The organism is Kribbella sp. CA-253562 (assembly GCF_050942265.1).
Taxonomy (GTDB): Bacteria; Actinomycetota; Actinomycetes; order Propionibacteriales; family Kribbellaceae; genus Kribbella.
Genome location: NZ_CP192049.1, coordinates 7,275,785 through 7,297,870, shown reverse-complemented (window position 1 = coordinate 7,297,870; position 22,086 = coordinate 7,275,785). Strand labels below are relative to the sequence as shown.

Here is a 22,086-nt window from a genome sequence, read left to right as displayed (position 1 = left end):
CTCAGCTGGCTGACTCCACCAGTTGCTTCTCCCGCTCGGCCGGCTCCTCGCGGAAGCCGTGGCGCTGCCACCAGCGGGTCAGTGGCGCGGGGGCCCACCAGTTGGCCCGGCCGAGCAGGCGCATGGTGGCCGGGACGAGCAGGGCCCGGACGACGGTGGCGTCGAGGAAGATCGCGATCACCAGGCCGACGCCGATCATCTTGACGAACACGATGCCCGAGGTGGCGAAGGCGGCGACCACGATGATCAGCAGCAGCGCGGCGCTGGTGATGATGCCGCCGGTGCGTTGCAGGCCGAGCGCGACCGCTTGCGTGTTGTCGCCGGTGCGGTCGTACTCCTCGCGGATCCGGCTCAGCAGGAAGACCTCGTAGTCCATCGACAGCCCGAACAGTACGGCGAACAGCAGCACCGGGTTGGTGGCGTCCAGGAAGCCCGCGGGGGTGAAGTCGAGCAGCCCCGACAGATTGCCGTCCTGGAAGATCCAGACCATCGCGCCGAACGACGCCGACAGCGACAGCACGTTCATCAGCAGCGCCTTGGCCGGCAGCACCAGGGAGCCGAAGGCAACGAACAGCAGGACGAACGTGACCAGCACGATGAACCCCGCCATCCACGGCGCCCGCTCCGCCAGGACGTGCAGCAGATCGAGCAGCGCGGCCGTCTCACCGCCGACCTCGACCGACGTCCCCGGCGGTGCGGCAACCGCGCGGACTCCCTCCACGACGTCGCGCGCCGGCAGCTCCTGCGCGGTGTAGTGCGTGTGCACGATCACCGACGCGACCCCGTCCGCGTACCCACCGACGCGAACAGACTCCACGTCCTTCACCTGCTGCAGTTGACCGACGTAACCGGTCAACGCCCCAGCCGCATCAGCAGGCGGAGAAGCGAACCGCACAGCCACCAGTACGTCGGACCCACCCGCGCCCGCGAAGTCGCGCTGCAACGTCTCGGTCACCTCGCGGCTGGCAGCGCCGTCCGGCAACGCTCGGTGATCCACACCGCCCAACTGCGCCTGCAGGAAAGGAATCCCGAGCAACAGCATCAGCGGCACCAGCACCACGACGTACCGGATCGGCCGTCGCATCACGTTCTGCGCCAGCCGGTACCAAGCGCCGTGCCCGGCGCCGGAGCCCGTGTGACGGCGAAAGCCCGGCAGCCGCAGCTTGTCGACCCGATGTCCGAGCACCCCGAGCAGCGCGGGCAGTGCGGTGAGCGCGGCAACCATCGCCACCGCCACGGCCGCCGCGCCGCCGTACGCCATCGAGCGCAGGAACATCACCGGGAACAGGACCAGGCTCGAGATCGCCACCCCCACGGTGATCCCGGAGAACGCGACCGTGCGGCCCGCCGTGCTCATCGTCCGGACCAGCGCCGCCTCGACGTCGTCGCCGGCCGCCAGCTGCTCGCGGAACCGGGTGACCACGAACAACGCGTAGTCGATCGCCAGCCCGAAGCCGATCATCGTCACGATGTTGATCGAGAAGACCGACACGTCGGTGACCAGGCTCAGCCCGCGCAGCACCACGAAGGCGCCGAGAATCGCCAGCCCGCCGACGAACAACGGCAGGCTCGCGGCGACCAGTCCACCGAAGACGACCACCAGCAGCACCAGCACGATCGGCAGCGAGATCGTCTCGGCCTGCACGATGTCGTGCTCGGTTTGCGTGTTCACCTCGTCGAAGACCGCGATCTCGCCGCCGACCTGCACGTCCAGCCCGGCCGGCGCCGCGCGGACCGCGTCCGCGATCCGGTGGTACGACGCGAGCCGCTGCTCGGGATCGGCCCCGGCCAGCGTCAGTACGGCGTACGTCGTGCGCTGGTCGTCGGCCACGAAGGCGGGGGAGCGGGTCGTCCAGTACGTCGCACTGGCGACGACGTCCTCGCGCGGCAGGCCGTTCAGGTGGTTCTCCACGCCGCGCCGGTACGCCGGGTCGGCGACCGTCCGGTCGTCGCTCCGGTACAGCACGATCACGTCGGACCCGGTCCGGCCTACGCTCTGCTCGATCGTGCGCACCGCCCGGGCCGCCTCGGTGTTGGGGGCCTCGAACCCGCCGTTGGCCAGCGATCCGAAGACCCCCGTGCCCCAGACCAGGGCGGCCAGCACGAACACACCGGTGACGGCGAGGACCAGGCGGCGGCGCCGATACGTGAACCGGCCGAGCGTCTCGAACACGAACCCCTCCCGAGGGCGTAATCTGAACAGTGGTCGCTGGAGTGAACACCGTTAACAGTTAACGGTGTTCACCATAAAGGACCGGGTGACCTTGTTGTCAAGGAAGGTGAGTGTGGAAACGAGCACCAGGCGGGAGCGGCGGCGCGCCGAGACCGCCGCCGAGATCAAGGCGGCCGCCCGCAAACTGCTGGTCGAGGGCGGCGCGAGCGCGGTCGGCCTGCGCGCGGTCGCCCGCGAGCTCGGCCTCAGCGCCCCGGCGCTCTACCGGTACTTCGCGAGCCACGAGGACCTGATGGCCGCACTCGTCGCCGAGCTGTACGACGAACTGACGGCGTACCTGGTCGCGCTGCGCGACACCAGCGAGGACCTCGGCGAGCAGCTGTTCCTGGTCGCCGGCGGCCTGCGGGACTGGGCACTGGCCCACCCGGCCGAGTTCGGGTTGCTCTTCGGCGCACCGGTACCGAACCCGCTGGCCGACGACCACGACCTGACGCCCAGCCACCAGGCGGCGATGCGGTTCGGGGCCGTGTTCGAGCAGTTGGTCGTGCAGGTCTACCGCCAGCGGCCGTTTCCCGGTCCATCCGAGGAACTGCTCGGCTCCGAGCTGGTACGGCAGCTGGGACGCAAGCCGGAGATCTTCGGCGAGATGCCGCCCGGTGCGGTCTACCTGGCGCTGACCTACTGGACCCGGCTCTACGGCCTGATCTGCATGGAGGTCTTCGGGCAGCTGCACTGGGCGCTGGACGACGCCGGCGCGTACTTCGAGGCGCAGCTGCGGGAGATCGGCGAGGCGCTCGGCCTCGACTGCCCACCGGCCTGATCCGGGCCGAGGCAAAAAAAGAGACCCGCAGACACTTCCGAAGACCCGACCGGGTGGCCGGACTGCGGGCCAGGCGGACTTTCCTGGCTGCCTGCGGGCCCGGTGGCGGCGTTGGATTGGCCGACCACATGCCCACTAACTAGTGGTTGGCGGTCAGCCCGCCGCCACCTCACGAGTCCGATAGCAATTCATGCGTTGGACCACCTCCCTTCGCGTGTACTCAGAACCTACGTCGCGACGGCGGGGCGTTCAACCAGTTTTCGCCGACAGATGAACGCCGTCCGTGATCCCATGGGAGACATGGTGCTGAGGCTCGGATTACCCGTCTTGATCCTGCTGATCGGAACCGCCTGGTTCGCCTGGTCGTCGTACCGCCGGGCCACCCTCGCGGAGCGGTCCGTGATCGAGCTGACCGGCGAGACCAAGGCGCTGGTGCAGGAGGTCCGGGCGCTCGAGAAGGCGGTCGCGGCTGCCGAGCAGGGCCTGCGTACGCTCAGCTCGCATCCGTCGGTGCCGCGGGACGTCGCGGTCACCGCAGACCTGACACTCGCCGACATCCGGCGGCTGACCGAACGCAAGGAGCTCGACACCTGATGGCCAAGCTGGGGACCACCACCGTCGCGAAGAAGGGCGGCGTCGCGGGCAAGCTGATCGGCGGGGGCGTGCTCGTCGTGCTGCTGATCATCGTGCTGGCCAACCTGTTCAACTTCGCCGACACCGACGCCAACAAGATCGGTCTGCACTACGGCGGCGGCGTGGTCGAGGACAAGAAGTTCAAGTCGGTCATCCCGCCGGGCGCGACGAACAAGCTGATCGGTCCCGGCGACACGGTCTACAGCTACCCGATCGACCAGCGCTCCTACATCATCGGCGGCGCGGGGGCCGACACCGACAACGCCGACGAGGTCACCGTCGTCAGCAAGGACAACGTCCGGCTCGGTGTGCGGGTCCAGGTCTACTTCACGCTGAACCGCGAGCAGGCCGTGCTGCAGTCGTTCCACGAGCGGATCGGGCTGAAGACCGAGGCCTACGAGGACAGCGGCTGGAACGACATGCTGCAGTCGTACTTCCGGCCCCAGATCGACCGCGCGCTGGCCGCGGTCGGCACGAACTACAACTGGGCCGAGCTTTACAACAACGAGGCGAAGAAGTCGGCCTTCCAGACCGCCGCGGCCAAGGAGTTCACCCGGCTGCTGCCGGCCGCGGTCGGCGGCGACTACTTCTGCGGCCCGTCGTACACCGGTAACAACGCCTGCGGCGAGCTGTCGTTCACGATCCAGAAGCCGAACCCGCTGGACAAGGGCATCATCGACGGGCTGGAGGCCAAGCAGCGCGCCGAGCTGGCCAAGCAGGCCCAGGAGCAGAAGAACCAGCAGGTCAACGTCGAGCTGCAGTCGGTCCGGCAGCAGGTCGCGATGCTCGGGTCGAACGGCTACCTGCTGAAAACCGCGATCGAGTCGGGCAAGATCCAGTTCATGGTGATCCCGCAGAACGGCAACGTCAGCATCCCGGTGCCGACCCAGACCCAGCCGCCGAACGCCCAGCCGCCGAACGCCCAGCCCTCGCGCTGACCCGATGTCCGCGCTGCCGTCCCACCTCGAGCTCGTCCAGGGCGTCGTGCTGCCGAAACCGGTCGGCGCGGATCCCGTCCTGGACTTTCTCAACACCCGGTCGGAGTGGACCGATCGCGGACCGGCCCGCAGCGAGTGGCTGACCAGCTTCGAGACGCTGGTGATCTGGACGGGCTACGTCGGCCTGCTCTCCGACGCCGGGGTCTTCCGGCTGATCGAACTGGCCGCCGGCCGCCCGACCGACGCGGCCCGGCGGTTCGAGGCCGCGCTGGAGTTCCGCGCCGACCTGTACGACGTACTGACCGATTCCACCGCGACGTCGTCGTTCGCCGCGGTGGAGCGGGTGATCGCCCGGGCCACCGCGCACCGGCGGTTGGTGCCGATGCCGACCTTGCACGGGCTCAGCGCCAGCTGGGACCTGCCGGAGGACCTCGACCTCCCGCTGGACCACCTGGCGCTGCTCGCCGCCGACCTGCTCACGGGTGAGTCCCGCGCTCACGTCCGCCGCTGCCCGGGCGACGCGTGCGGCTGGCTCTTCCTCGACCCGCGCGGCCGCCGCCGTTGGTGCTCGATGGCGACCTGCGGCAACCGCGCCAAGGTCCGCGCCCACGCCGCTCGTACGCGCTAGGGACGCCCGTAGGTCTCCAGCAGCCGCAGCCAGATCTCGTTCACCGTCGGGTACGCCGGTACGGCGTGCCAGAGCCGGTCCAGCGGGATCTCGCCGACCACCGCGACGGTCGCCGCCTGCAGCAGGTCGCTGACCTCCGGCCCGACGAACGTGACGCCGAGGATTACCTTGCGGTCTTCGTCGACGATCATCCGCGCCTTGCCCTTGTACCCGTCCTGGCGCACGCTCGCCCCGGCCACGTTGCCGATGTCGTAGTCGACCGTCCGCGTGCTGTAGCCGGCCTCGCGCGCTGCCTTCTCGGTCAGTCCGACCGACGCGACCTCGGGATCGGTGAACGTCACCTGCGGCACCGCCTCGTGGTCCGCGGTCGCGACGTGCGTGCCCCACGGCTTGTCCGACACCGGCTTGCCGGTCGCCCGTGCCGCGATCACGTCACCGGCGGCGCGCGCCTGGTACTTGCCCTGGTGGGTGAGCAGCGCCCGGTTGGTCACGTCGCCGACGGCGTACAGCCAGTCGAAGCCCTCGACCCGCATCGTGTCGTCGGTCGGCAGCCAGTCGCCGGGCTTCAGCCCGATCGTGTCCAGGCCGAGGTCGTCGGTGCGCGGCTTGCGTCCGGTCGCGACGACGATCTCGTCGGCCTCGATCGTCTGCCCGTCGGAGGTCTCCACCGACACCGTGCCACCGTTGCGCCGGACCTTGGTGGTGGTCGTGTTCAGCAGCACGGTCGCGCCGAGCTCCCGCAACGACTCCACGACCAGCTCGCCCGCGAACGGCTCCAGCTGGGACAGCACCTTGCCGCGCACGACGACCGTGACCTCGGAGCCGAACCCGGCGTACGCCGTCGCCATCTCGACCGCGACCGTTCCACCGCCGATGATGACCAGCCGATCGGGCACCGACTTGGCGCTGGTGACCTCGCGGCTGGCCCACGGGTTCGCCTCGGCCAGACCCTCGATGTCCGGGACGACGGGGTCGGAGCCGGTCGCCACCGTGACCGCGTGCCGGGCCGTGAGCACCGTCGTACCGCCGTCCGGTCCGGTCACCGTGACTTCCTTCGGCCCGCTGAACCGGGCGTGACCGCGGACCAGCGTGATGCCGGCGCCCTCGACCCACTTCACCTGGCCCGAGTCGTCCCAGTTGCTGGCGAACGAGTTCCGCCGGTCCAGCACCGCTTGGACGTCGAGCTTGCCGGTCACCGCCTGCGCCGCGCCCGCGACGTGCTGGGCCGCGCGCAGCGCCTGTCCCGGTCGAAGCAGCGCCTTCGAAGGCATGCAGGCCCAGTACGAGCACTCTCCGCCGACGAGCTCGCTCTCGACGAGCGCGACGGTCAGTCCACCCTGCACCGCCCGGTCGGCCACGTTCTCGCCGACAGCTCCGGCGCCCAGCACGATCAGGTCGTAGTCGGTCGTCTCCATGCCACCTGCATATCACCCGTGCGTTCCGGCGATCGGCAACTTCCGCCCGCTCGGCTGCATCTGGTTCGTAACCGGTAATGCCGAAGGGGTGGGTTCCGTGAGAAGAGTCGCAGCGGCCGTAGTGGCCGGACTGGTCCTGACGCTCGGCTTGGTGAGTCCCGCCCGAGCGGCCGGCATCGTGCTGAGCAACGTCCAGGTCGCGTGGTCCAGTGCCGCGCACACGCACGTCCGGGTGACCTGGCAGGAGAGCGAACCGACGGGCAACCGGGTATTCGCGGAGTACCCGTGGGACAACGGCAACGGCAGGGAGCTCCCGACGGCCGCGCCGAACCAGGTGGACTTCCCGGTGGCGGAGTTCTTCAACTCCCCGGTGGTCCGGATCGGCGTGTTCGGCATCACGGACGCCGGGGTGAACACCGCGCCGACGGTTCACTCGGTTCCTTTCGACACCCTGACGCGGGGAGTCCCGGTGGTCGACCAGGTCGTCGCCGTGAACGGCAGCTACACCCTGCGCTGGCACTCGGCACCGGATCCGGTGGACGAGAACCCGGGCGATCCGCTCGACCTGGCGAACGTTCCCCACCACTACCAGGTGTTCGTGCGCCCGCTGCCCACCTCCGTCTGGAGTCCGGTCGGCTCGCCCGGGCCGACGCCCACGGTGACCTTCCCGATGCAGGACGCACCCCCGTTCACCGTCGCCGTTCGGGATTCCAACGAGTGGCCCCGCTCGCCGGCGGTGCTGTGGACGGAGTTCTACGGCGGCAGGCCCGGCCCGGTCACGGTGCCGGCGGCCACGACGTACGGGCAGCCGACCGTGATCACCGGCCGGTTCGACCGGATCGGCCGGCGCTGCGCAGAAGGCACCTGCTGGACCACGCCGATCGGTGACATCCCCCGGACGGTCGTGCTGCAGGCCCGGGCCGACGCGACCTCACCCTGGTACGCCGTGGGCACGGCCCAGACCTACGACAGCGGGTCGTACCGGTTCGCGCCGGTGGCACGGGGGACCAGGCAGTACCGCGTCGCGGTGCCGGATCGGTACGCCGGCAACAACTTCTCGCTCGGAGCGATCGGTACGCCGTCGACCGCGCTGACCCGCCCGCGGGTTCTCGCCTCGTTCGCCGACCCGACGGTGAAACTCGGGCAGCCGGCGCGAGCCAGGATCTCCGTCTCGCCGGCGGTGAACGTCCGGACCACTCTGCAGCGCTGGGACGGCACGGCTTGGCGGGACCAGAAGTGGGTGGACCTGAAGAGCGGCTGGGGCGACCACACGTTCGCCGCGACGCGGCGCGGTTCGTCCGCCTACCGGTTCCTGGTCCCGTCCTCCACGTACGGCGGCCTGCCGCTGGCCTGGCAGGTGTCCCCGACGTTCGTGCTGACCGCTAGTTGACCTGAGCGCTAGTTGAACAGCGCCGGGTCGACCGCGATCCAGGTGTGCCGGGCGCGGGCCAGGATCCGGCCGTCGGAGTCGTACAGCGTGGTGGCGGTGAACGTCTTGCGGCCGGACTCGCCGAGATGACGGCCCATGATCACGCAGGGCTCGCCGATCTGCGGCCGCGCGTCGACGCAGGTCGTCATCTGACCGAGCACCGACGGGCGGCCCTCCAGGTCGATGCTCCATCCACCCGGACAGTCGAGCGCCGCCCAGAGCTGGACGGCTGGGACCAGACCGTCCGAGTCGGCCAGCGTGGGCGCGGGCGTCCAGGTGCACGCGGTCCGGCCGTCGCCGAGCAGGCCGGGCCGCAGCCGCAGGCCGTGTTCGTTGTCCGGTCCGCACGCGTAGCAGCCGGGGAACGGGTGGTTCGTCAGTCCCCGGTACGACGCTTCGGCCGCGCGCGCCTCGTCGTACTGGACCGGGTCGATCGCGGCCTCGTCCAGCACACCGGCCGGCACGGGCTCGGCCTCCGCGACGACCGTGTCGTCGGAGGTCCGGAGAAAGGCACTGTGCGCGGAGGCGCTCAAGCCGAGGTCGGTCTCGAGCGGCGGCGGCATCCGCAGGGTGACCTGGGGAACGCTGTCGCCGGTCCCGGTCAGGCTGGTCCCCACCAGGCCGGCCGTGTAGCCGCCGTTCGCGGAGCGGTCCGGGCCCCGGAAGCGTCGCTCGATCCGGAGCACCTCGTGCGTCGTCATGCCCACCGACCCTAACCGGCGGCGCGTCGAGCGATCCGCGCGGTCCTCACCAGCCGGCGACGTCGCTCCCGTGCGGTGTTGTGACGCCGTCACGGTGGGTACCGGAGGCATGCATCACTGGCACGGACCGAAGGAGACGCGATGAAGAGCCGGGCGCGGGCGATGGGTCACGCGATCCATCCGATTCTGATCGTCCTTCCGTTGGGACTGCTGAGTACCGCCGTGATCTTCGACATCCTCTACCTGATCACCGACCGCGCCGGCTTCGCGCTGGCCTCGGCCTACATGATCGCCGCCGGTGTCATCGGCGGACTGGTGGCCGCGCTGCCCGGGCTGGTCGACTGGCTCGCGATCCCGTCGGGCACCCGGGCCAAGAGCGTCGGCGCGCTGCACGGCATCGGCAACGTCGTGGTGTTGCTGCTCTTCGCCGTCAGCTGGTTGCTGCGCGACGGCGCCGATCAGTGGGATCCGTCGGTCGCGGCGCTCGTACTCGGGTTCGTGGGGCTGCTGCTGGCCGGTGGGACCGGCTGGCTCGGCGGTGAGCTGGTCGAACGCCTCGGGATCGGCGTCGACGAGGGCGCGCATCCCGACGCTCCCAGCTCGCTGTCGCAGCGCGAGGTGCGGCCGACGACCTGAGAACCGTCCCTGCAACCAGTTCTCCACGCGTCGGCGAGAGCCCGGAAGACCCTTGATCGTGCCGCTGGGCTGCACGATCAAGGGTTTTCCCGCGTCTTGAGCAGATTTACTGCCCTGACCACTCTCATTCAAACGTCCGTTTGAACTATGCTGACTGCAGGCTACGGCGCGTGAGCAGGTGGGGTGCCTGCGCGAGCGGTGGCCGGGGGGAAGGAGAACTCTGTGGACACACCACCCGTGGAATCGACCCGGGAGCGGTTGCTCAACATCGCCGAGCAGCGGTTCGGCGAGGGCGGCTACGAAGGAACCTCACTGCGCGCGATCACGGTCGCGGCGGCCGCGAACATCGCGGCGGTCAACTACCACTTCGGCTCCAAGGAAGCCCTGTTGCGGGCGGCGGTCGCCCGCGCGATGGCGCCGGTCAACGCCGAACGGCGGCGCCGGCTGGACCAGTTGGAGGCGGCCGGCCAGCCGACCGCCGAGCAACTGATCCGCGCCTTCATCGAGCCGGGGCTGGAGCTCGTGCTGCGCCGGGGAGAGCGCGGCGCGATCGTGGCCCGGTTCATCGGCCGGGTCGCGTTCGACCCGAGCCGCCGGATCCGGGAGCTGTACGCCGCGGAAGCGGATCCGGTCGAGGCCCGGTACCTGGCCGCGCTGCAGCAGGCGCTGCCCCGGGCGGCGCCGGAGTCGGTCGCCTTCGGCTACGCGAACATGCTCGGCCTGCTCGCGTTGCACCAGTCGCAGGCGCTGTCCCGGGGCCCGGGCGCCGAAGATCTGGAGGATCCCGGTAAGTTGGCCGAGAACCTGATCGCGTTCCTGGTGGCCGCCTTCGACCGCGGCCTGCGCGCCTGAGGCACGGACCCGGCGAACGGCCCGTCGCAGTCGCGAAGTGGCGGGCCACTCGATCCAGTGGTCTGGTCGGAACTGTCCATCAATTGCTCACGGATGTTCGAACCCCTGGGTAACGCTGCATAATGGCGCTCCGTGGAGCCCTGTGAAGTCGTGGTCGCCGTCGATCTCGGTGGAACCCGAATGAAGTGCGGCCTGGTCGCCGCCGACGGTGCCGTGCTGCACCGCGAGACCAGGCCCACCCCTCGGACTGTTCCCGAGCGCAACGACGCCGGCCGCGCGGTGCTCGACGCGCTGCTGGAAACCGTCGTCGAGCTCGGCCAGAAGGCCGCCGCGGACGGGCACACCGTCCGTGCGGTCGGCGTCGTCGTTCCGGGCATCATCGACGCCGAGCACGGCACGGTCAGCGCGGAGAACCTGCTCTGGGTCGGTACGCCGGTCCTCGCCGAACTGCAGGCCGCTGTCGGCCCCGGCCGGCAGGTCGTCCTGGCCCACGACGTCCGCGGCGGCGGCTACGCCGAGCTGCGCCAGGGCGCCTTGAAAGGCACCACGAACTCACTCTTCCTCCCACTCGGCACCGGCATCGCCGCCGCGATGGTGGTCGACGGCTCCCTGGTCAGCGGCGACGGGTACGCCGGCGAGCTCGGCCACACCCGCTTCGTGCACGGCGAGGCCGCCGAGCTCTGCGCCTGCGGCCAGTACGGCTGCCTCGAGACGGTCGCCTCCGCCGCCGCCCTGGCCCGCCGGTACGGCGCGCGAACCGGTCGCGTGGTCGACGGCGCCCGCGAAGTGCTGGAACTGCTGGCCGAAGGCGACGCCGACGCCGCGATCGTCTGGGAGGAGGCGCTGGCCGCGCTGGTCGACGCGCTCGTGCTCTACACGACGCTGGTGGCGCCGACCCGGATCGCGATCGGCGGTGGTCTGGTCGGCGCCGGCGAGACCCTGCTCGCGCCGTTGCGGGCCGGGCTGCACGAGCGGCTGACGTTCCAGCGCGAGCCGGAGATCGTCGCCGCGGTGCTCGGCGAGGACGCGGGCTGCCTCGGCGCGGCCCTGATGGCGTGGGACCGGGTGACGCTGGACGAGAGCGGAGAGCAGGGCGAATGACGACGTACAAGGTGGGCCGGCTGGTGACGCCGGACGACGTGCTGGAGAGCGCGTGGCTGCAGGTCGAGGACGGCGACATCATCGCCTTCGGCCGCCGGTCCGAGGGCATGCCGGCCGACGGCAAGCGCCCGGAGGACCTGGGCGACGCGACCGTCGTCCCGGGATTCGTGGACATCCACACCCACGGCGGCGGCGGGGCGACGTACACGACGACCGATCCGGAGGAGGCGCGCAAGGTCGCCGCGTTCCACGCCCGGCACGGCACGACCACGACGATGGCCAGTCTGGTCACCGCGCCGCTGGACGACCTCGTCTCGCAGATCGCCTGCTTGGCCGACCTGGTCACCGACGGCGTGATCGCCGGCGTGCACCTGGAAGGCCCGTTCCTGTCCGAGGCGCGGTGCGGCGCCCACGAGCCGACGTTGCTGCGCGACCCGGTCGAGGGTGACGTCGCCAAGGTGCTGAGCGACGCGGTGAAGATGGTGACGATCGCGCCCGAGCTCGAGCACGGGCTGGACGCGATCCGTCAGGTCGTCGACGCCGGAGTCGTCGCCGCGCTCGGGCACACCGACGCGACGTACGAGCAGATGATCGCCGGGGCGGACGCCGGGGCGACCGTCGCGACCCACCTGTTCAACGGGATGCGGCCGTTCCACCACCGCGATCCCGGGCCGGTCGGTGCCGCACTCAACGATCCGCGGTTGCTGCTCGAGGTGATCAACGACGGCCTGCACCTGGACCCGCAGGTGGTCCGGGTCGCGCTGGCCGCGGCCGGGGTGAACCGGATCGCGCTGATCACCGACGCGATCGTCGCCGCCGGAATGCCCAACGGGCGTTACCAGTTGGGCGATCTCGAGGTCGACGTGAACGACGGACTGGCCACGCTCGCGCACGGCTCGCACTCGATCGCCGGCAGCACGCTCACCATGGATGTTGCCTACCGCAACGCCGTGAACGCCGGCGTCTCGCTGGTGGACGCGTCCCGGATGGCCTCGACCACGCCGGCCGAGGCGTTCGGCTGGTACAACGTCGGTGGCATCGAGACCGGCAAGCGGGCCGACCTGGTCGTGCTCGACGACGACTACCTGGTGCGGAAGGTGATGCGCGGCGGCGCGTGGATCGACCGCGAGGCCGAGGCCCCGGCGGCCGACGCCGACGCCGGCCGATGATCGGCACCGTCACGCTCAACCTGGCGCTCGACGTCACCTACGCCGTCGACGAACTGGTCGTCGGCGGCAGTCACCGGGTCCGTGCGGTCCGGCAACGGGCCGGCGGCAAGGGAGTCAACGTCGCCCGGGTCGCCGCGACCCTCGGCCACCAGGTCCTCGCGCTCGGCTTCGTCGGTGGGGTGACCGGTGAGATCGTCGCGGCCGAGTTGTTCGACGCCGGCCTGACCGCGCTGCTCACCCCGATTCACGCCGAGACCCGCCGAACCGTTGCCATCGTCAACAATGTCGACGGTGACGCGACGATCTTCAACGAGGCCGGGCCGGCCATCACCGCCGACGAGTGGCGTGCTTTCCATGACCGGATGCCGTGGGGCCGGCTCGACGTCCTGGCGTGCTCGGGCAGTCTGCCGCCCGGACTGCCCGCCAACGCGTACTCCGAGCTCGCGGTCCGCGCCTGGCAGCACGACGTACCGACGGTGATCGACACCGGTGGCCCGGCGCTGCTGGCCGCGGCCGAGGCCGGTGCGGTGGTCAGGGCGAACGCGGCCGAACTGCACGAGGCGCTCGGCGACGAGCTGACCGTCGAGGACGGCGCGCGCAGACTGGTCGACTTCGGCGCCACGGCCGCGGTGATCACCGACGGTCCGCGCGGCATGGTCGCCGCGAACCGCGACGGCGTCTGGCGCGCGGACCCGGTCGAGCGGGTGGCCGGGAACCCCACTGGCGCGGGCGATGCGTGCACCGCCGTCGTGGCCGCCGCGATCGCGGAGTCGCCGCGGCCCGACTGGTCGCTGGTCCTCAAGTCCGCGGTGGCCGCCTCGGCCGCCGCCGTCCTCACACCGGTTGCCGGTGACATCGATCTGGCCGCGTACCGGCGGTGGCAGCCGCAGGTCGTCGTTCGTTAGGAGAGCTCATGCCGTTGGTGTCCGGAGCCGAGGTCGTACTGGCCGCTGCCCAGGCGGGCCGTGGAGTCGGCGCGTTCAACGTGATCCAGCTGGAACACGCGACCGCGCTGATCGCCGGGGCCGAGCAGGTCGGTGCGCCGGTGATCCTGCAGATCAGCGAGAACGCCGTGAAGTACCACGGCGCGCTCAAACCGATCGGTGTCGCCACCCTGGCCGCCGCGGCCGCCGCGAGCGTGCCGGTCGTCGTGCACCTCGACCACGCGATGGACCGCGACCTGGTCACCGAGGCGGTGTCGCTCGGCTTCACCTCGGTGATGTTCGACGCCTCCAAGCTCGAGTACGCCGACAACGTCGCCGCGACCAGCGAGGTGACCACGTTCTGCCACGAGCACGGGGTTTTCGTCGAGGCGGAGATCGGTGAGGTCGGCGGCAAGGACGGTGTGCACGCACCCGGTGCCCGGACCCGCCCGGACGAGGCGCTGGCCTTCGCCGAGGCGACCGGCGTCGACGCGCTCGCGGTGGCCGTCGGTTCGTCGCACGCGATGACCGAGCGGACCGCCGAGCTGGACTTCACGTTGATCGGCGAGCTGCGGTCCGCCGTACCGGTTCCGCTGGTGCTGCACGGGTCGTCCGGGGTCGCCGACGCGGACCTGACCCGCGCGGTCGAGGCCGGGATGACGAAGGTGAACATCGCCACCCACCTGAACAACGTCTTCACCGGTGTGGTCCGCGAGATCCTGGCCGACCAGCCGAAGCTGGTCGACACGCGCAAGTACCTCGGCCCCGCCCGTACGGCGGTCGCGGCCGAGGTAGCTCGCTTGCTGACGGTGCTGAAAGCCGTCTAGGTCAGGTCGCGGCGGATCCGCCAGAAGCAGAAGCCGGTCAGGCCGAACGCGAGCAGGAGGAACAGACCGGACTCGCGCCACTGCAGTCCCCAGAAGTGGCTGGCGGGGTGGTAGCTGATCTGCTGCCGGTAACCGTCGTCGGCCAGGCGCTGGAAGCAGGCGCTCAGTGGCTTGCGGCTCCTGGCCTCCTCCGCGGTCGCGTTCGGCGGCGGAGGTCCGCATTCGGCGAGATAGCCCGGCAGGCTCTTCTGGACCTGGCCGGCCGAGTTGATGGTGTTCTCCGACAGCTTCCAGTTGCCCTCGCCGGGCAGCTTCGCCTCCACCCGCATCACGGTCGGGTTCTGCTCCGGACCCGACAACTGCAGACCACGCATGTTCTCGGCGGTGACCACGACGGTGGTCTCGACCGGCGACATCAGGTACGGCCGGATCAGGATCGGCGACAGGATCTGGATCGCGATCACGCCGGCCAAGGTGATCGCGATCGCGACCACACTGCGCCGGACCAGCAGACCGACGGCGACCCCGAGCGCGAACGCGAACGCCGCGTAGCCGATCGGCACGACCCCTCGCGCGCCGAACACCGGCGGCAGCAGCCGGGCGACGTTGTAGATCCCGGCCGCCTGACCGGCGTCGATCGCGTCGTCGATCGGGTCGGACCACCACGTCACCGCGAGCGTCAGCACACCGGTGACGGCCATCGCGCCGAGCCCGGTGATCGCGAGCTTCGTGACCAGCCAGCGGGTCCGGCTGATGCTCTGGTTCCAGACCAGCCGGTGCGTTCCGGCCTCGAGTTCCCGGGCGATCAGGGGCGCACCCCAGAAGGCGCCGATGATCGGGGGAGCGGCGTACACGAGCGCCTGGCCGGCGATGTACAGGTACTGGTTGATCCGGTCGAACTGGATCTGCTTCAGGAACTCCGCGGGCCGGAGCTGGTAGGTGTCCAGCAGGCCGGGGCCGGTCACGGCGAGGAACACGCCGAGCACCACCACCGCGCCGACGACCACCAGGGCCTGCAGGCGGAACTGCCGCCAGGTCAGCCAGATCATCGCTGCACCTCCAGGACGGGCCGATCGTTGGCCTTGGGTTTGGTCGTGGCCGAGCGGCCCATGTAGGCCAGCACGACATCCTCGAGGGTGAGCTGCGAGACCGACCAGGCCGGATCGAGAATCGGTTCGTCGGTCCGGACCAGGAACGTGGACTGGCGATCGGTGTGGCTGGCCGAGATCACGTACTGGTTCTGCGGCATCGACTTCTCGTCGCGCCGCGGTCCGACCAGCCGGTAGTGGGTGGCCAGCAGTGTCTCGATGTCGCCGCTGATCTGGACCCGCGAGTCGACCAGCACGATCAGGTAGTCACAGGACCGTTCGACGTCGGAGACCAGGTGCGAGGACAGGATGACGCTCAACTCCTGCTCGGTGACCGCCTCCATCAGGTCCTGCAGGAACTCGCGCCGGGCCAGCGGGTCGAGCGCCGCGACGGGTTCGTCGAGGATCAGCAGCTCGGGCCGTTTCGCGATGCCGAGGGTGAGGGCGAGCTGGGCGCGCTGACCGCCGGAGAGCCTGCCGGCGCGCTGTTTCGGGTCGAGACCGAGCCGCTGGATCCTCGCCTGGGCGAGGGAATCGTCCCAGCCCGGATTGAGATGCGCGCCGAGCTTGAGGTGATCGGCGACCGACAACCGGCTGTACGTCGGGGTGTCCTGCGCGACGAACCCGATCCGGGCCAGCTGCGGTCCGCCGGTCGGCGCGTCCAGCACCTCGATGCTGCCGGTCGTCGGGGTGAGCATGCCGACGGCCAGGTTCAGCAGGGTGCTCTTGCCGGCGCCGTTCGGGCCGACCAGGCCGACGACGCGGCCGGCCGGGACGTCGAGCGTGCAGTCGGTCAGCGCCCAGCGGCGGCCGTACTTCTTGCCCAGTCCTTGAGCGCGCAACGCGGCGGATGAGGAGGCGCTCATGCTATGTCCTCCTGAGCGGCGGCCCGAAAGGTCGTCCGGAACAACGCCTCGATGCTGTCGTCGTCCAGACCGGCCTTGCGCGCTTTGGTCAGCCAGCGCTGCAGGTCCTGCCGCAACGGCCCGTGCGCCGCGAGACTGTGGTCGGTCAGCGTCCGGGTCACGAACGTCCCGCGCCCCGGCCGCGCCGCCACCAGCCCTTCGTGCTCCAGCTCGCGGTAGGCCTTGAGCACCGTGTTGGGGTTGATCGCCAGCTGCCCGACCACGTCCTTCACCGTCGGCAGCTGATCCCCCTCCCGCAACAGCCCCAGCCGCAACGCGTTGCGCACCTGCTGCACCACCTGCTGGTACGGCGATACGCCGGACCGCCCGTCCAGATGAAACTCGATCACCCTGTCACCCCATTTATCTAGTTAACTAGCACAATACAGGCAGAGGTGATCGCCAGGTCAAGGCTTCGGGCACGACGGACTACTTGATCGCGTCGTAGCGGCGCAGGGACTCCAAGCGCGCCTCGGCATGATCGACGATCGGCGCCGGGTAGCCGGCCGGCGGTTCGGCCAGGGCCCAGGGCTCGTGCACGGCCTTGCCCGGTACGGCGGCGAGCTCGGGGATCCAGCGGCGCACGTAGGCGCCGTCCGGGTCGAACTTCTTGCCCTGCGTGGTGGGGTTGAAGATCCGGAAGTACGGCGACGGGTCGGCGCCGCAGCCGGCCACCCATTGCCAGTTCAGGCTGTTCGACGCCAGGTCGCCGTCGCGCAGGTTCCGCAGGAACCAGCGGGCGCCGTACTTCCAGTGGATGTGCAGGTCCTTGATCAGGAACGACGCGACGACCATCCGGATCCGGTTGTGCATGAAGCCGGATTCGGCCAGTTGGCGCAGGCCGGCGTCGACGATCGGATAGCCGGTCCGCCCCTGGCACCACGCGGTGAAGGCGTCGCCGGGTTCGTCGTAGACCATCTTCTCGAACTCCGGGCGCAGCGGTTTCCACGCGGCCTCGGGATATCGCGCCAGCAAGTCGGCGCAGAAGTCCCGCCATGCGAGCTCGCGGCGGTACGCGTCGGCGCCCGCGCTGCGCCGGCGGGCCAGGTCGGCGAGCATCGTGCGCGGGTGGATCTCGCCGTACTTCAACGGCACCGACATCCGCGACGTGCTGTCCAGATCCGGCCGGTTGCGTTCGTCGTCGTACGCCGCGACGCTCTCCACCCAGCCCTGCCAGTGCTTTCGCGCCGCGGCCTCGCCGGCGTCCTCTACGTCGGGGACGTGACGGAGCGCGTCGCTGCGCTTGCCGATCCACTCGACCTTCGCCGGCGCGTCAACGGGCTGCCGCCACCCGTGCTCGAGCCAGGCCCGGAAGTACGGCGTGAAGACCTGGTACGAGCGGCCCGACCCGTTCAGCACCCGGCCCGGCGTCACGGCGTACGGCGAACCGGTCGCGACCAGGGGACAGCCCAGCGCCTTCTCGACCGCCTCGTCCCGCTGCCGGCCGTACGGGCCGAAGTCGGCGGACACGTGCACGCTCGCCGCCCCGACCTCGGCCGCCAGCTCCGGTACGACGTCCGCCGGATCCCCACGCCGTACGACGAGCTCGCCGTCCATCCCGTCGGACAGCCGCCGCAGCGAGTTCACCAGGTGGTCGCGGCGCGGGTCGCCGGCCGCGTCCCACAGCACCGGGTCGAGCACGAACAGCCCCAGCACCCGGCCGTCGCCGGCCGACACCGCGTCGAGCAGCGCCGGGTTGTCGGCCAGCCGGAGATCACGCCTGAACCACATCACCGCCGTCATCCGGACAAGTCTTGCCGATGAACAACTTTGAAGGGCACTTGAACCGCGGGTGACCGGATCGGCCCACCGATTCGGTAAGGCTTGCCTGCATAGGTGAGAATGGTTGTCGTGAGCGAGCTGATCGATACCACCGAGATGTACCTGCGGACCATCTACGAACTGGAAGAAGAGGGCATTCTGCCCCTGCGCGCGCGGATCGCCGAGCGCCTGCACCAGTCCGGCCCGACGGTCAGCCAGACGGTGGCGCGGATGGAGCGCGACGGGCTCGTCACGGTCGAGGGCGACCGGCACCTCGAGCTGACCGAGGTCGGCCGGATGCAGGCCACCCGGGTGATGCGCAAGCACCGGCTGGCCGAGCGGCTGCTGGTCGACGTGATCGGCCTGGAGTGGGAGGACGTGCACGCGGAGGCCTGCCGCTGGGAGCACGTGATGAGCGACGCGGTCGAGCTGCGGCTGCTGAAGATCCTCGACAACCCGACCGAGTCGCCGTACGGCAACCCGATCCCCGGGCTGGAGGAGCTGCAGAAGGACGTCCAGGCGACCGCGATCGGCGAGTTCCGCAGTGGCGTCGAGCCGCTCGACAAGGTGCTCGACCAGTCCACCGGCAACGCGGTCCGGGTGCTGGTGCGGCGGATCGCCGAGCCGGTGCAGACCGACGACTTCGCGATGTCGGTGCTGCGCCGGGCCGGTGCGCTGCCGGGCCGCGAGGTCGACTCGATGCTGGACGCCGAGGGTGTGCTGCTCGGCAGCCGCGACGCCGGCGGTGTGATCAGCGACGAGACCGCGGGCCACATCTTCGTCAGCCTGGTCTGATCCCCGCGGGTCGTCAGACCCGCGTCAAGAAATCGGCCACGGTGAGCGCTCGATGCGGCACCCGCTGTGGTCACGAGGTAACGTCTGTCCGCGATGTCACAGAACCAGATCGACTGGCCGGGATACCTGCGCGAGTTCCACACCGCCACCCCGGGCAGCACGGAAGCCCTGCTGTCCCGAGCGGTGGCGGGCGACCACACGCCCTACCGCTGGCTCGTCCGTGCCGTGTCCGGCGAGTCCAAGCGGGTGCTCGACCTTGCGTGCGGCAACGGGCCGGTCGCCCGCGAGCTGTACGGACGGTGGGTCGTGGGCGTCGACAGCAACGCGGTCCAGCTGTCCGGTGCGCCCGGTCCGAAGGTGCAGGCGGACGCTTTGCACCTCCCGTTCGCGAACGAGGCCTTCGACGTCGTCACCTGCTCGATGGGCCTGATGGTGCTGCAGCCGCTGCCCGACGTACTGGCTGAGGCGGCGCGGGTGCTGCGGCGCGGAGGAGTTCTCGCCGCGACCATCCCGGCGGTTCGCCCGTTGCGCCGCGGCGACCTGCGGACGCTGACCGGGCTGACGACCCGGCTGCGCTCCCGTCCGCAGTTCCCGGCCGGTGGTGAGATCACCGGGTTGAAGGAGCAGTTGCGCGAGGCCGGCTTCATCGTGATGGAGAGCCAGCGCGAGCGGTACGCCTACACGGTGCACAGCCTGGACGACGCGCGCAGGCTGGTCGGTGCGCTCTACCTGCCCGGTACGTCGGACAAGCGGCGCGAGCAGGCCGCCTCCTGGCTGGCCCAGCGAGCCCGGGACCGCGACGGGCTGGAGGTCGCGATCCCGATCCGCCGGATCACCGCGATGCGCACCAAGCTCGCGCTGAGCTGATCGGTCAGGCGATCAGCAGCAGTACGCCGATCGCCACCATGACCGCGGCGGTGGCCCCGTGGACGCCGTACGCGGTCGCCTTGGGCCCCTTGCTGCGCAGCACGATCAGCGCGTCGCCGGCCGGAATCGCCGCGGCAGCCAGCATGAACCAACCCAGCACGCTGGGTGTCGCTGCCGCGATCAGGACGAACACGAACAGGCCCGAGGCGATGTCGCGCACGGCCTTGACCGACAGCCAGGCCTGAAAGGTCCGGTCCTCGGCCGGCGTACCGGGGATGCCGAAGCCCACCGCGGCTTGGGGGGTGTGGAAGGCGCGCGCGCCGATGACGATGATGCCCAGCCCGATCAGGGCGGCGAGCACAGTGGCGACGGGGATGAGCATGAGGTGCGGTCCTCTCGAAACAGCGCCACCGATCTAGCGGCGCTAGCAGATGTAGCAACGATAAGCTTAGCTTCGACAGAATGTCTAGCGGTGCTAGGCTGTGCTCATGTCCGCTACCGAGCGCCGCGCACGGGAACGTGCCGATCGTCATCAGCTGATCGTCAGCGCAGCCCGCGAGCTCGCGGAGACCGAAGGCTGGGAGGCGGTGACAACCCGGCGGCTGGCCGACCGCGTCGAGTACAGCCAGCCGGTGCTCTACAGCCACTTCAACGGCAAGGACGCGATCGTGACCGCCGTCGCGGTCGACGGCTTCGCTGAACTCGCCGAAGAGTTGCGCCGCGCGCGGGAGGCCGAGCCGGCGCAGGCCCTTCGTGCCGTCTGCCGTGCGTATTTGCAGTTCGCGACCGAGCGGCCGGCCCTTTATCAGGCCATGTTCGTGCTGCCCACCGACCTGACGTTCGCGAGCGAGCAGACGCTGCCGCAGTTGCGGGCCGGCTTCGACGAGTTCGTCAGCTGCTTCGACCCGGGCACCAAACAACGCGAGCTGCTCGCCGAGGTGGTCTGGAGCGCGTTGCACGGCCTGGCCGTGCTGTCCGACAGCGGGCGGATCCCGCCGGAGGGTCAGGAGCAGCGGATCGATTTGCTCGTCACCCGGATGGCCGACTGACTGTACCGTTCTGCTGTGCCCGCACTGACCTGGTCCGTTCGCTCGGTCGACCACGCGCTGGGTGGCGAGTCGGTCTACCGCGAGCTGTTCGCCGCCGAACCGGTCGCCTTCTGGCTCGACGGCAGCCTCACCGACCGGTCGGTGCGCCGGATCTCCGTGCTCGGCACGAGCGCCGGTCCGGACGCCGAGGTGATCGTCCGCGACGTCGCCGACGGGGATGTGTTCGCCGAGCTCCAGGAGCTGCTCGCCGCCCGGCGTACCGGCGTACCGGCTGAGCTGGCCGATGTGTTCAGCGGCGGGTACGTCGGCTACTTCGGGTACGAGCTCAAGGCGCAGACCGGTGGCATGGCGGCGTACGAAGCCCAGACGCCGGACGCGTTGTGGATCTGGGCCAACCGGTTCGTCGTGATCGACCACGACCGCGACCGCACGTTCGTGGTCGCCGTGCACGCACCCGACAACCACGACGCGCTGGCCTGGCTCGACCGCGCGCAGAACGCGGCGTCGTCCTGGTGGATGGGCTGGGTCGATCCGCCGGCGATCTCGTTGCTCGACGTCGAACAGCATCTCGAGCAGGACCGCGCGACGTACCTGGCCGGGATCGACGCCTGCCGGGTCGCGCTCGAGGCCGGCGACACCTACGAGGTCTGCCTGACCAACCGGGTCCGCCTGCCGCCGGTCCCGGAGCCGCTCGACTTCTACCTGTGGCAGCGCGCGAGCAACCCGGCGCCGTACTCGGCCTTCCTCCGGTACGGCGAACTCGCGATCGCCAGCTCGTCGCCGGAGCGGTTCCTCGCGGTCGACGCCGACGGCTGGGCCGAGTGCCGTCCGATCAAGGGGACCGCCCCGCGCTCGGCCGACCCGGACCAGGACCAGCTGGTCGCGAAGGCGCTGGCCGAGGACGAGAAGACCCGGGCCGAGAACCTGATGATCGTCGACCTGATCCGCAACGACCTCGGCCGGGTCAGTGAACCCGGCACGGTTCAGGTCCCGCAGTTGATGGTTGTCGAGAGCTACCAAACCGTGCACCAGCTGGTCACCACCGTGCGCGGCAAACTGCGCGAGGGCGTCGACGCGGTCGCCGCGGTCCGGGCTTGCTTCCCGCCGGGATCGATGACCGGGGCTCCGAAGATCCGCACGATGGAGCTGCTCGACTCGTTGGAGTCGAGTGCCCGCGGGGTGTACTCCGGCGCGCTGGGGTACCTGACGGTCGACGGGCGCGCGGACCTGAGCGTAGTGATCCGGACCGCCGTCCTGACTCCGCACGAGACCGTCATCGGGGCAGGTGGAGCGATCGTGCTCGACTCGGACCCGATCGCCGAGTACGACGAGATGGTGCTGAAAGCCGCAGCAACGCTGGGAAGGGCGGGGTGAAC

The 22,086-nt window shown here is 70.3% G+C and carries 23 protein-coding genes; 15 read left to right on the top strand and 8 right to left on the bottom strand.

Features of this window, described 5'->3' with window-relative positions; genetic code table 11:
• Window position 1: 1 nt before the first annotated feature.
• Window positions 2-2,173, bottom strand: coding sequence for an MMPL family transporter (locus ACQPXM_RS34570; protein ID WP_432941907.1), 2,172 nt, complete (start codon window positions 2,171-2,173; stop codon window positions 2-4).
• Window positions 2,174-2,285: 112 nt separating this feature from the next.
• On the opposite strand from ACQPXM_RS34570, the gene ACQPXM_RS34565 reads away from it, so the two are divergent.
• The 4 genes from ACQPXM_RS34565 to ACQPXM_RS34550 all read left to right on the top strand — a co-directional run bounded on the left by ACQPXM_RS34565 (window position 2,286) and on the right by ACQPXM_RS34550 (window position 5,192).
• Window positions 2,286-2,993, top strand: a complete 708-nt coding sequence (locus ACQPXM_RS34565) for a TetR/AcrR family transcriptional regulator (RefSeq protein WP_432941904.1) — start codon at window positions 2,286-2,288, stop codon at window positions 2,991-2,993.
• 327 nt (window positions 2,994-3,320) lie between these two features.
• Entirely contained in the window at window positions 3,321-3,587 is a 267-nt protein-coding gene (locus ACQPXM_RS34560; protein ID WP_432941901.1) for a hypothetical protein, read from the top strand.
• Entirely contained in the window at window positions 3,587-4,564 is a 978-nt protein-coding gene (locus tag ACQPXM_RS34555; protein ID WP_432941898.1) for an SPFH domain-containing protein, read from the top strand. The genes ACQPXM_RS34560 and ACQPXM_RS34555 overlap by 1 nt, the downstream gene beginning before the upstream one ends.
• A gap of 4 nt (window positions 4,565-4,568) precedes the next feature.
• Window positions 4,569-5,192 carry a CGNR zinc finger domain-containing protein gene (locus ACQPXM_RS34550; protein ID WP_432941895.1) on the top strand — a complete coding sequence of 208 codons (624 nt, stop codon included), beginning with the start codon at window positions 4,569-4,571 and terminating at the stop codon, window positions 5,190-5,192.
• Here ACQPXM_RS34550 and ACQPXM_RS34545 read toward each other — a convergent pair.
• Window positions 5,189-6,607: a dihydrolipoyl dehydrogenase family protein gene (locus ACQPXM_RS34545; RefSeq protein ID WP_432941892.1), complete on the bottom strand. Its 1,419-nt coding sequence runs from the start codon at window positions 6,605-6,607 to the stop codon at window positions 5,189-5,191. The genes ACQPXM_RS34550 and ACQPXM_RS34545 overlap by 4 nt on opposite strands.
• Before the next feature lie 97 nt (window positions 6,608-6,704).
• On the opposite strand from ACQPXM_RS34545, the gene ACQPXM_RS34540 reads away from it, so the two are divergent.
• Window positions 6,705-7,997, top strand: coding sequence for a hypothetical protein (locus tag ACQPXM_RS34540; RefSeq protein WP_432941889.1), 1,293 nt, complete (start codon window positions 6,705-6,707; stop codon window positions 7,995-7,997).
• Between the two features lie 8 nt (window positions 7,998-8,005).
• Here the strand turns inward: ACQPXM_RS34540 and ACQPXM_RS34535 are convergent, their stop codons facing one another.
• Window positions 8,006-8,737, bottom strand: a complete 732-nt coding sequence (locus tag ACQPXM_RS34535) for a hypothetical protein (RefSeq protein ID WP_432941886.1) — start codon at window positions 8,735-8,737, stop codon at window positions 8,006-8,008.
• Window positions 8,738-8,878: 141 nt separating this feature from the next.
• On the opposite strand from ACQPXM_RS34535, the gene ACQPXM_RS34530 reads away from it, so the two are divergent.
• From ACQPXM_RS34530 to ACQPXM_RS34505, 6 genes are all read left to right on the top strand, one after another.
• Window positions 8,879-9,373, top strand: coding sequence for a DUF2231 domain-containing protein (locus ACQPXM_RS34530; RefSeq protein ID WP_432941883.1), 495 nt, complete (start codon window positions 8,879-8,881; stop codon window positions 9,371-9,373).
• A 222-nt stretch (window positions 9,374-9,595) separates the two neighbouring features.
• Entirely contained in the window at window positions 9,596-10,225 is a 630-nt protein-coding gene (locus ACQPXM_RS34525; RefSeq protein ID WP_432941880.1) for a TetR family transcriptional regulator, read from the top strand.
• 132 nt (window positions 10,226-10,357) lie between these two features.
• A complete protein-coding gene (locus ACQPXM_RS34520; protein ID WP_432941877.1) occupies window positions 10,358-11,326 on the top strand; it encodes an ROK family protein in 969 nt (322 codons plus the stop codon).
• Window positions 11,323-12,495: an N-acetylglucosamine-6-phosphate deacetylase gene (gene nagA, locus ACQPXM_RS34515; protein WP_432941874.1), complete on the top strand. Its 1,173-nt coding sequence runs from the start codon at window positions 11,323-11,325 to the stop codon at window positions 12,493-12,495. The genes ACQPXM_RS34520 and nagA overlap by 4 nt, the downstream gene beginning before the upstream one ends.
• Window positions 12,492-13,400, top strand: coding sequence for a 1-phosphofructokinase family hexose kinase (locus ACQPXM_RS34510; protein WP_432941871.1), 909 nt, complete (start codon window positions 12,492-12,494; stop codon window positions 13,398-13,400). Before nagA ends, ACQPXM_RS34510 begins: the two co-directional genes overlap by 4 nt.
• An 8-nt stretch (window positions 13,401-13,408) precedes the next feature.
• A complete protein-coding gene (locus tag ACQPXM_RS34505) occupies window positions 13,409-14,245 on the top strand; it encodes a class II fructose-bisphosphate aldolase (RefSeq protein ID WP_432941868.1) in 837 nt (278 codons plus the stop codon).
• On the opposite strand, the gene ACQPXM_RS34500 is transcribed toward ACQPXM_RS34505, so the two are convergent.
• The 4 genes from ACQPXM_RS34500 to ACQPXM_RS34485 all read right to left on the bottom strand — a co-directional run bounded on the left by ACQPXM_RS34500 (window position 14,242) and on the right by ACQPXM_RS34485 (window position 17,981).
• A complete protein-coding gene (locus ACQPXM_RS34500; RefSeq protein ID WP_432941865.1) occupies window positions 14,242-15,294 on the bottom strand; it encodes an ABC transporter permease in 1,053 nt (350 codons plus the stop codon). The two genes, ACQPXM_RS34505 and ACQPXM_RS34500, sit on opposite strands and share 4 nt — an antisense overlap.
• Window positions 15,291-16,199 (bottom strand): ABC transporter ATP-binding protein, encoded by a 909-nt coding sequence (locus ACQPXM_RS34495; RefSeq protein WP_432941862.1) that lies wholly within the window; start codon window positions 16,197-16,199, stop codon window positions 15,291-15,293. The genes ACQPXM_RS34500 and ACQPXM_RS34495 overlap by 4 nt, the downstream gene beginning before the upstream one ends.
• Window positions 16,196-16,588 (bottom strand): GntR family transcriptional regulator, encoded by a 393-nt coding sequence (locus ACQPXM_RS34490; RefSeq protein WP_077015088.1) that lies wholly within the window; start codon window positions 16,586-16,588, stop codon window positions 16,196-16,198. The genes ACQPXM_RS34495 and ACQPXM_RS34490 overlap by 4 nt, the downstream gene beginning before the upstream one ends.
• 79 nt (window positions 16,589-16,667) lie before the next feature.
• Window positions 16,668-17,981 (bottom strand): cryptochrome/photolyase family protein, encoded by a 1,314-nt coding sequence (locus ACQPXM_RS34485; protein ID WP_432941858.1) that lies wholly within the window; start codon window positions 17,979-17,981, stop codon window positions 16,668-16,670.
• Window positions 17,982-18,080: 99 nt separating this feature from the next.
• Here ACQPXM_RS34485 and ACQPXM_RS34480 point away from each other — a divergent pair, with 99 nt between their 5' ends.
• Both ACQPXM_RS34480 and ACQPXM_RS34475 read left to right on the top strand, forming a co-directional pair.
• On the top strand, window positions 18,081-18,794 hold the full coding sequence (locus tag ACQPXM_RS34480; protein WP_432951140.1) for a metal-dependent transcriptional regulator: 714 nt from the start codon (window positions 18,081-18,083) through the stop codon (window positions 18,792-18,794).
• Between the two features lie 93 nt (window positions 18,795-18,887).
• Complete coding sequence (locus tag ACQPXM_RS34475; RefSeq protein ID WP_432941855.1) at window positions 18,888-19,661, top strand: class I SAM-dependent methyltransferase; 774 nt, start codon at window positions 18,888-18,890, stop codon at window positions 19,659-19,661.
• 4 nt (window positions 19,662-19,665) lie between these two features.
• Here ACQPXM_RS34475 and ACQPXM_RS34470 read toward each other — a convergent pair whose 3' ends face one another.
• The gene (locus tag ACQPXM_RS34470) at window positions 19,666-20,043 is read right to left on the bottom strand and encodes a DUF4267 domain-containing protein (RefSeq protein WP_432941852.1); all 378 of its coding nucleotides are present in this window, start codon (window positions 20,041-20,043) and stop codon (window positions 19,666-19,668) included.
• A 106-nt stretch (window positions 20,044-20,149) separates the two neighbouring features.
• Here ACQPXM_RS34470 and ACQPXM_RS34465 point away from each other — a divergent pair, with 106 nt between their 5' ends.
• Window positions 20,150-20,710: a TetR/AcrR family transcriptional regulator gene (locus tag ACQPXM_RS34465; protein WP_432941850.1), complete on the top strand. Its 561-nt coding sequence runs from the start codon at window positions 20,150-20,152 to the stop codon at window positions 20,708-20,710.
• Between the two features lie 15 nt (window positions 20,711-20,725).
• The gene (gene pabB, locus ACQPXM_RS34460) at window positions 20,726-22,084 is read left to right on the top strand and encodes an aminodeoxychorismate synthase component I (RefSeq protein WP_432941847.1); all 1,359 of its coding nucleotides are present in this window, start codon (window positions 20,726-20,728) and stop codon (window positions 22,082-22,084) included.
• The last annotated feature ends 2 nt before the right edge of the window (window positions 22,085-22,086 follow it).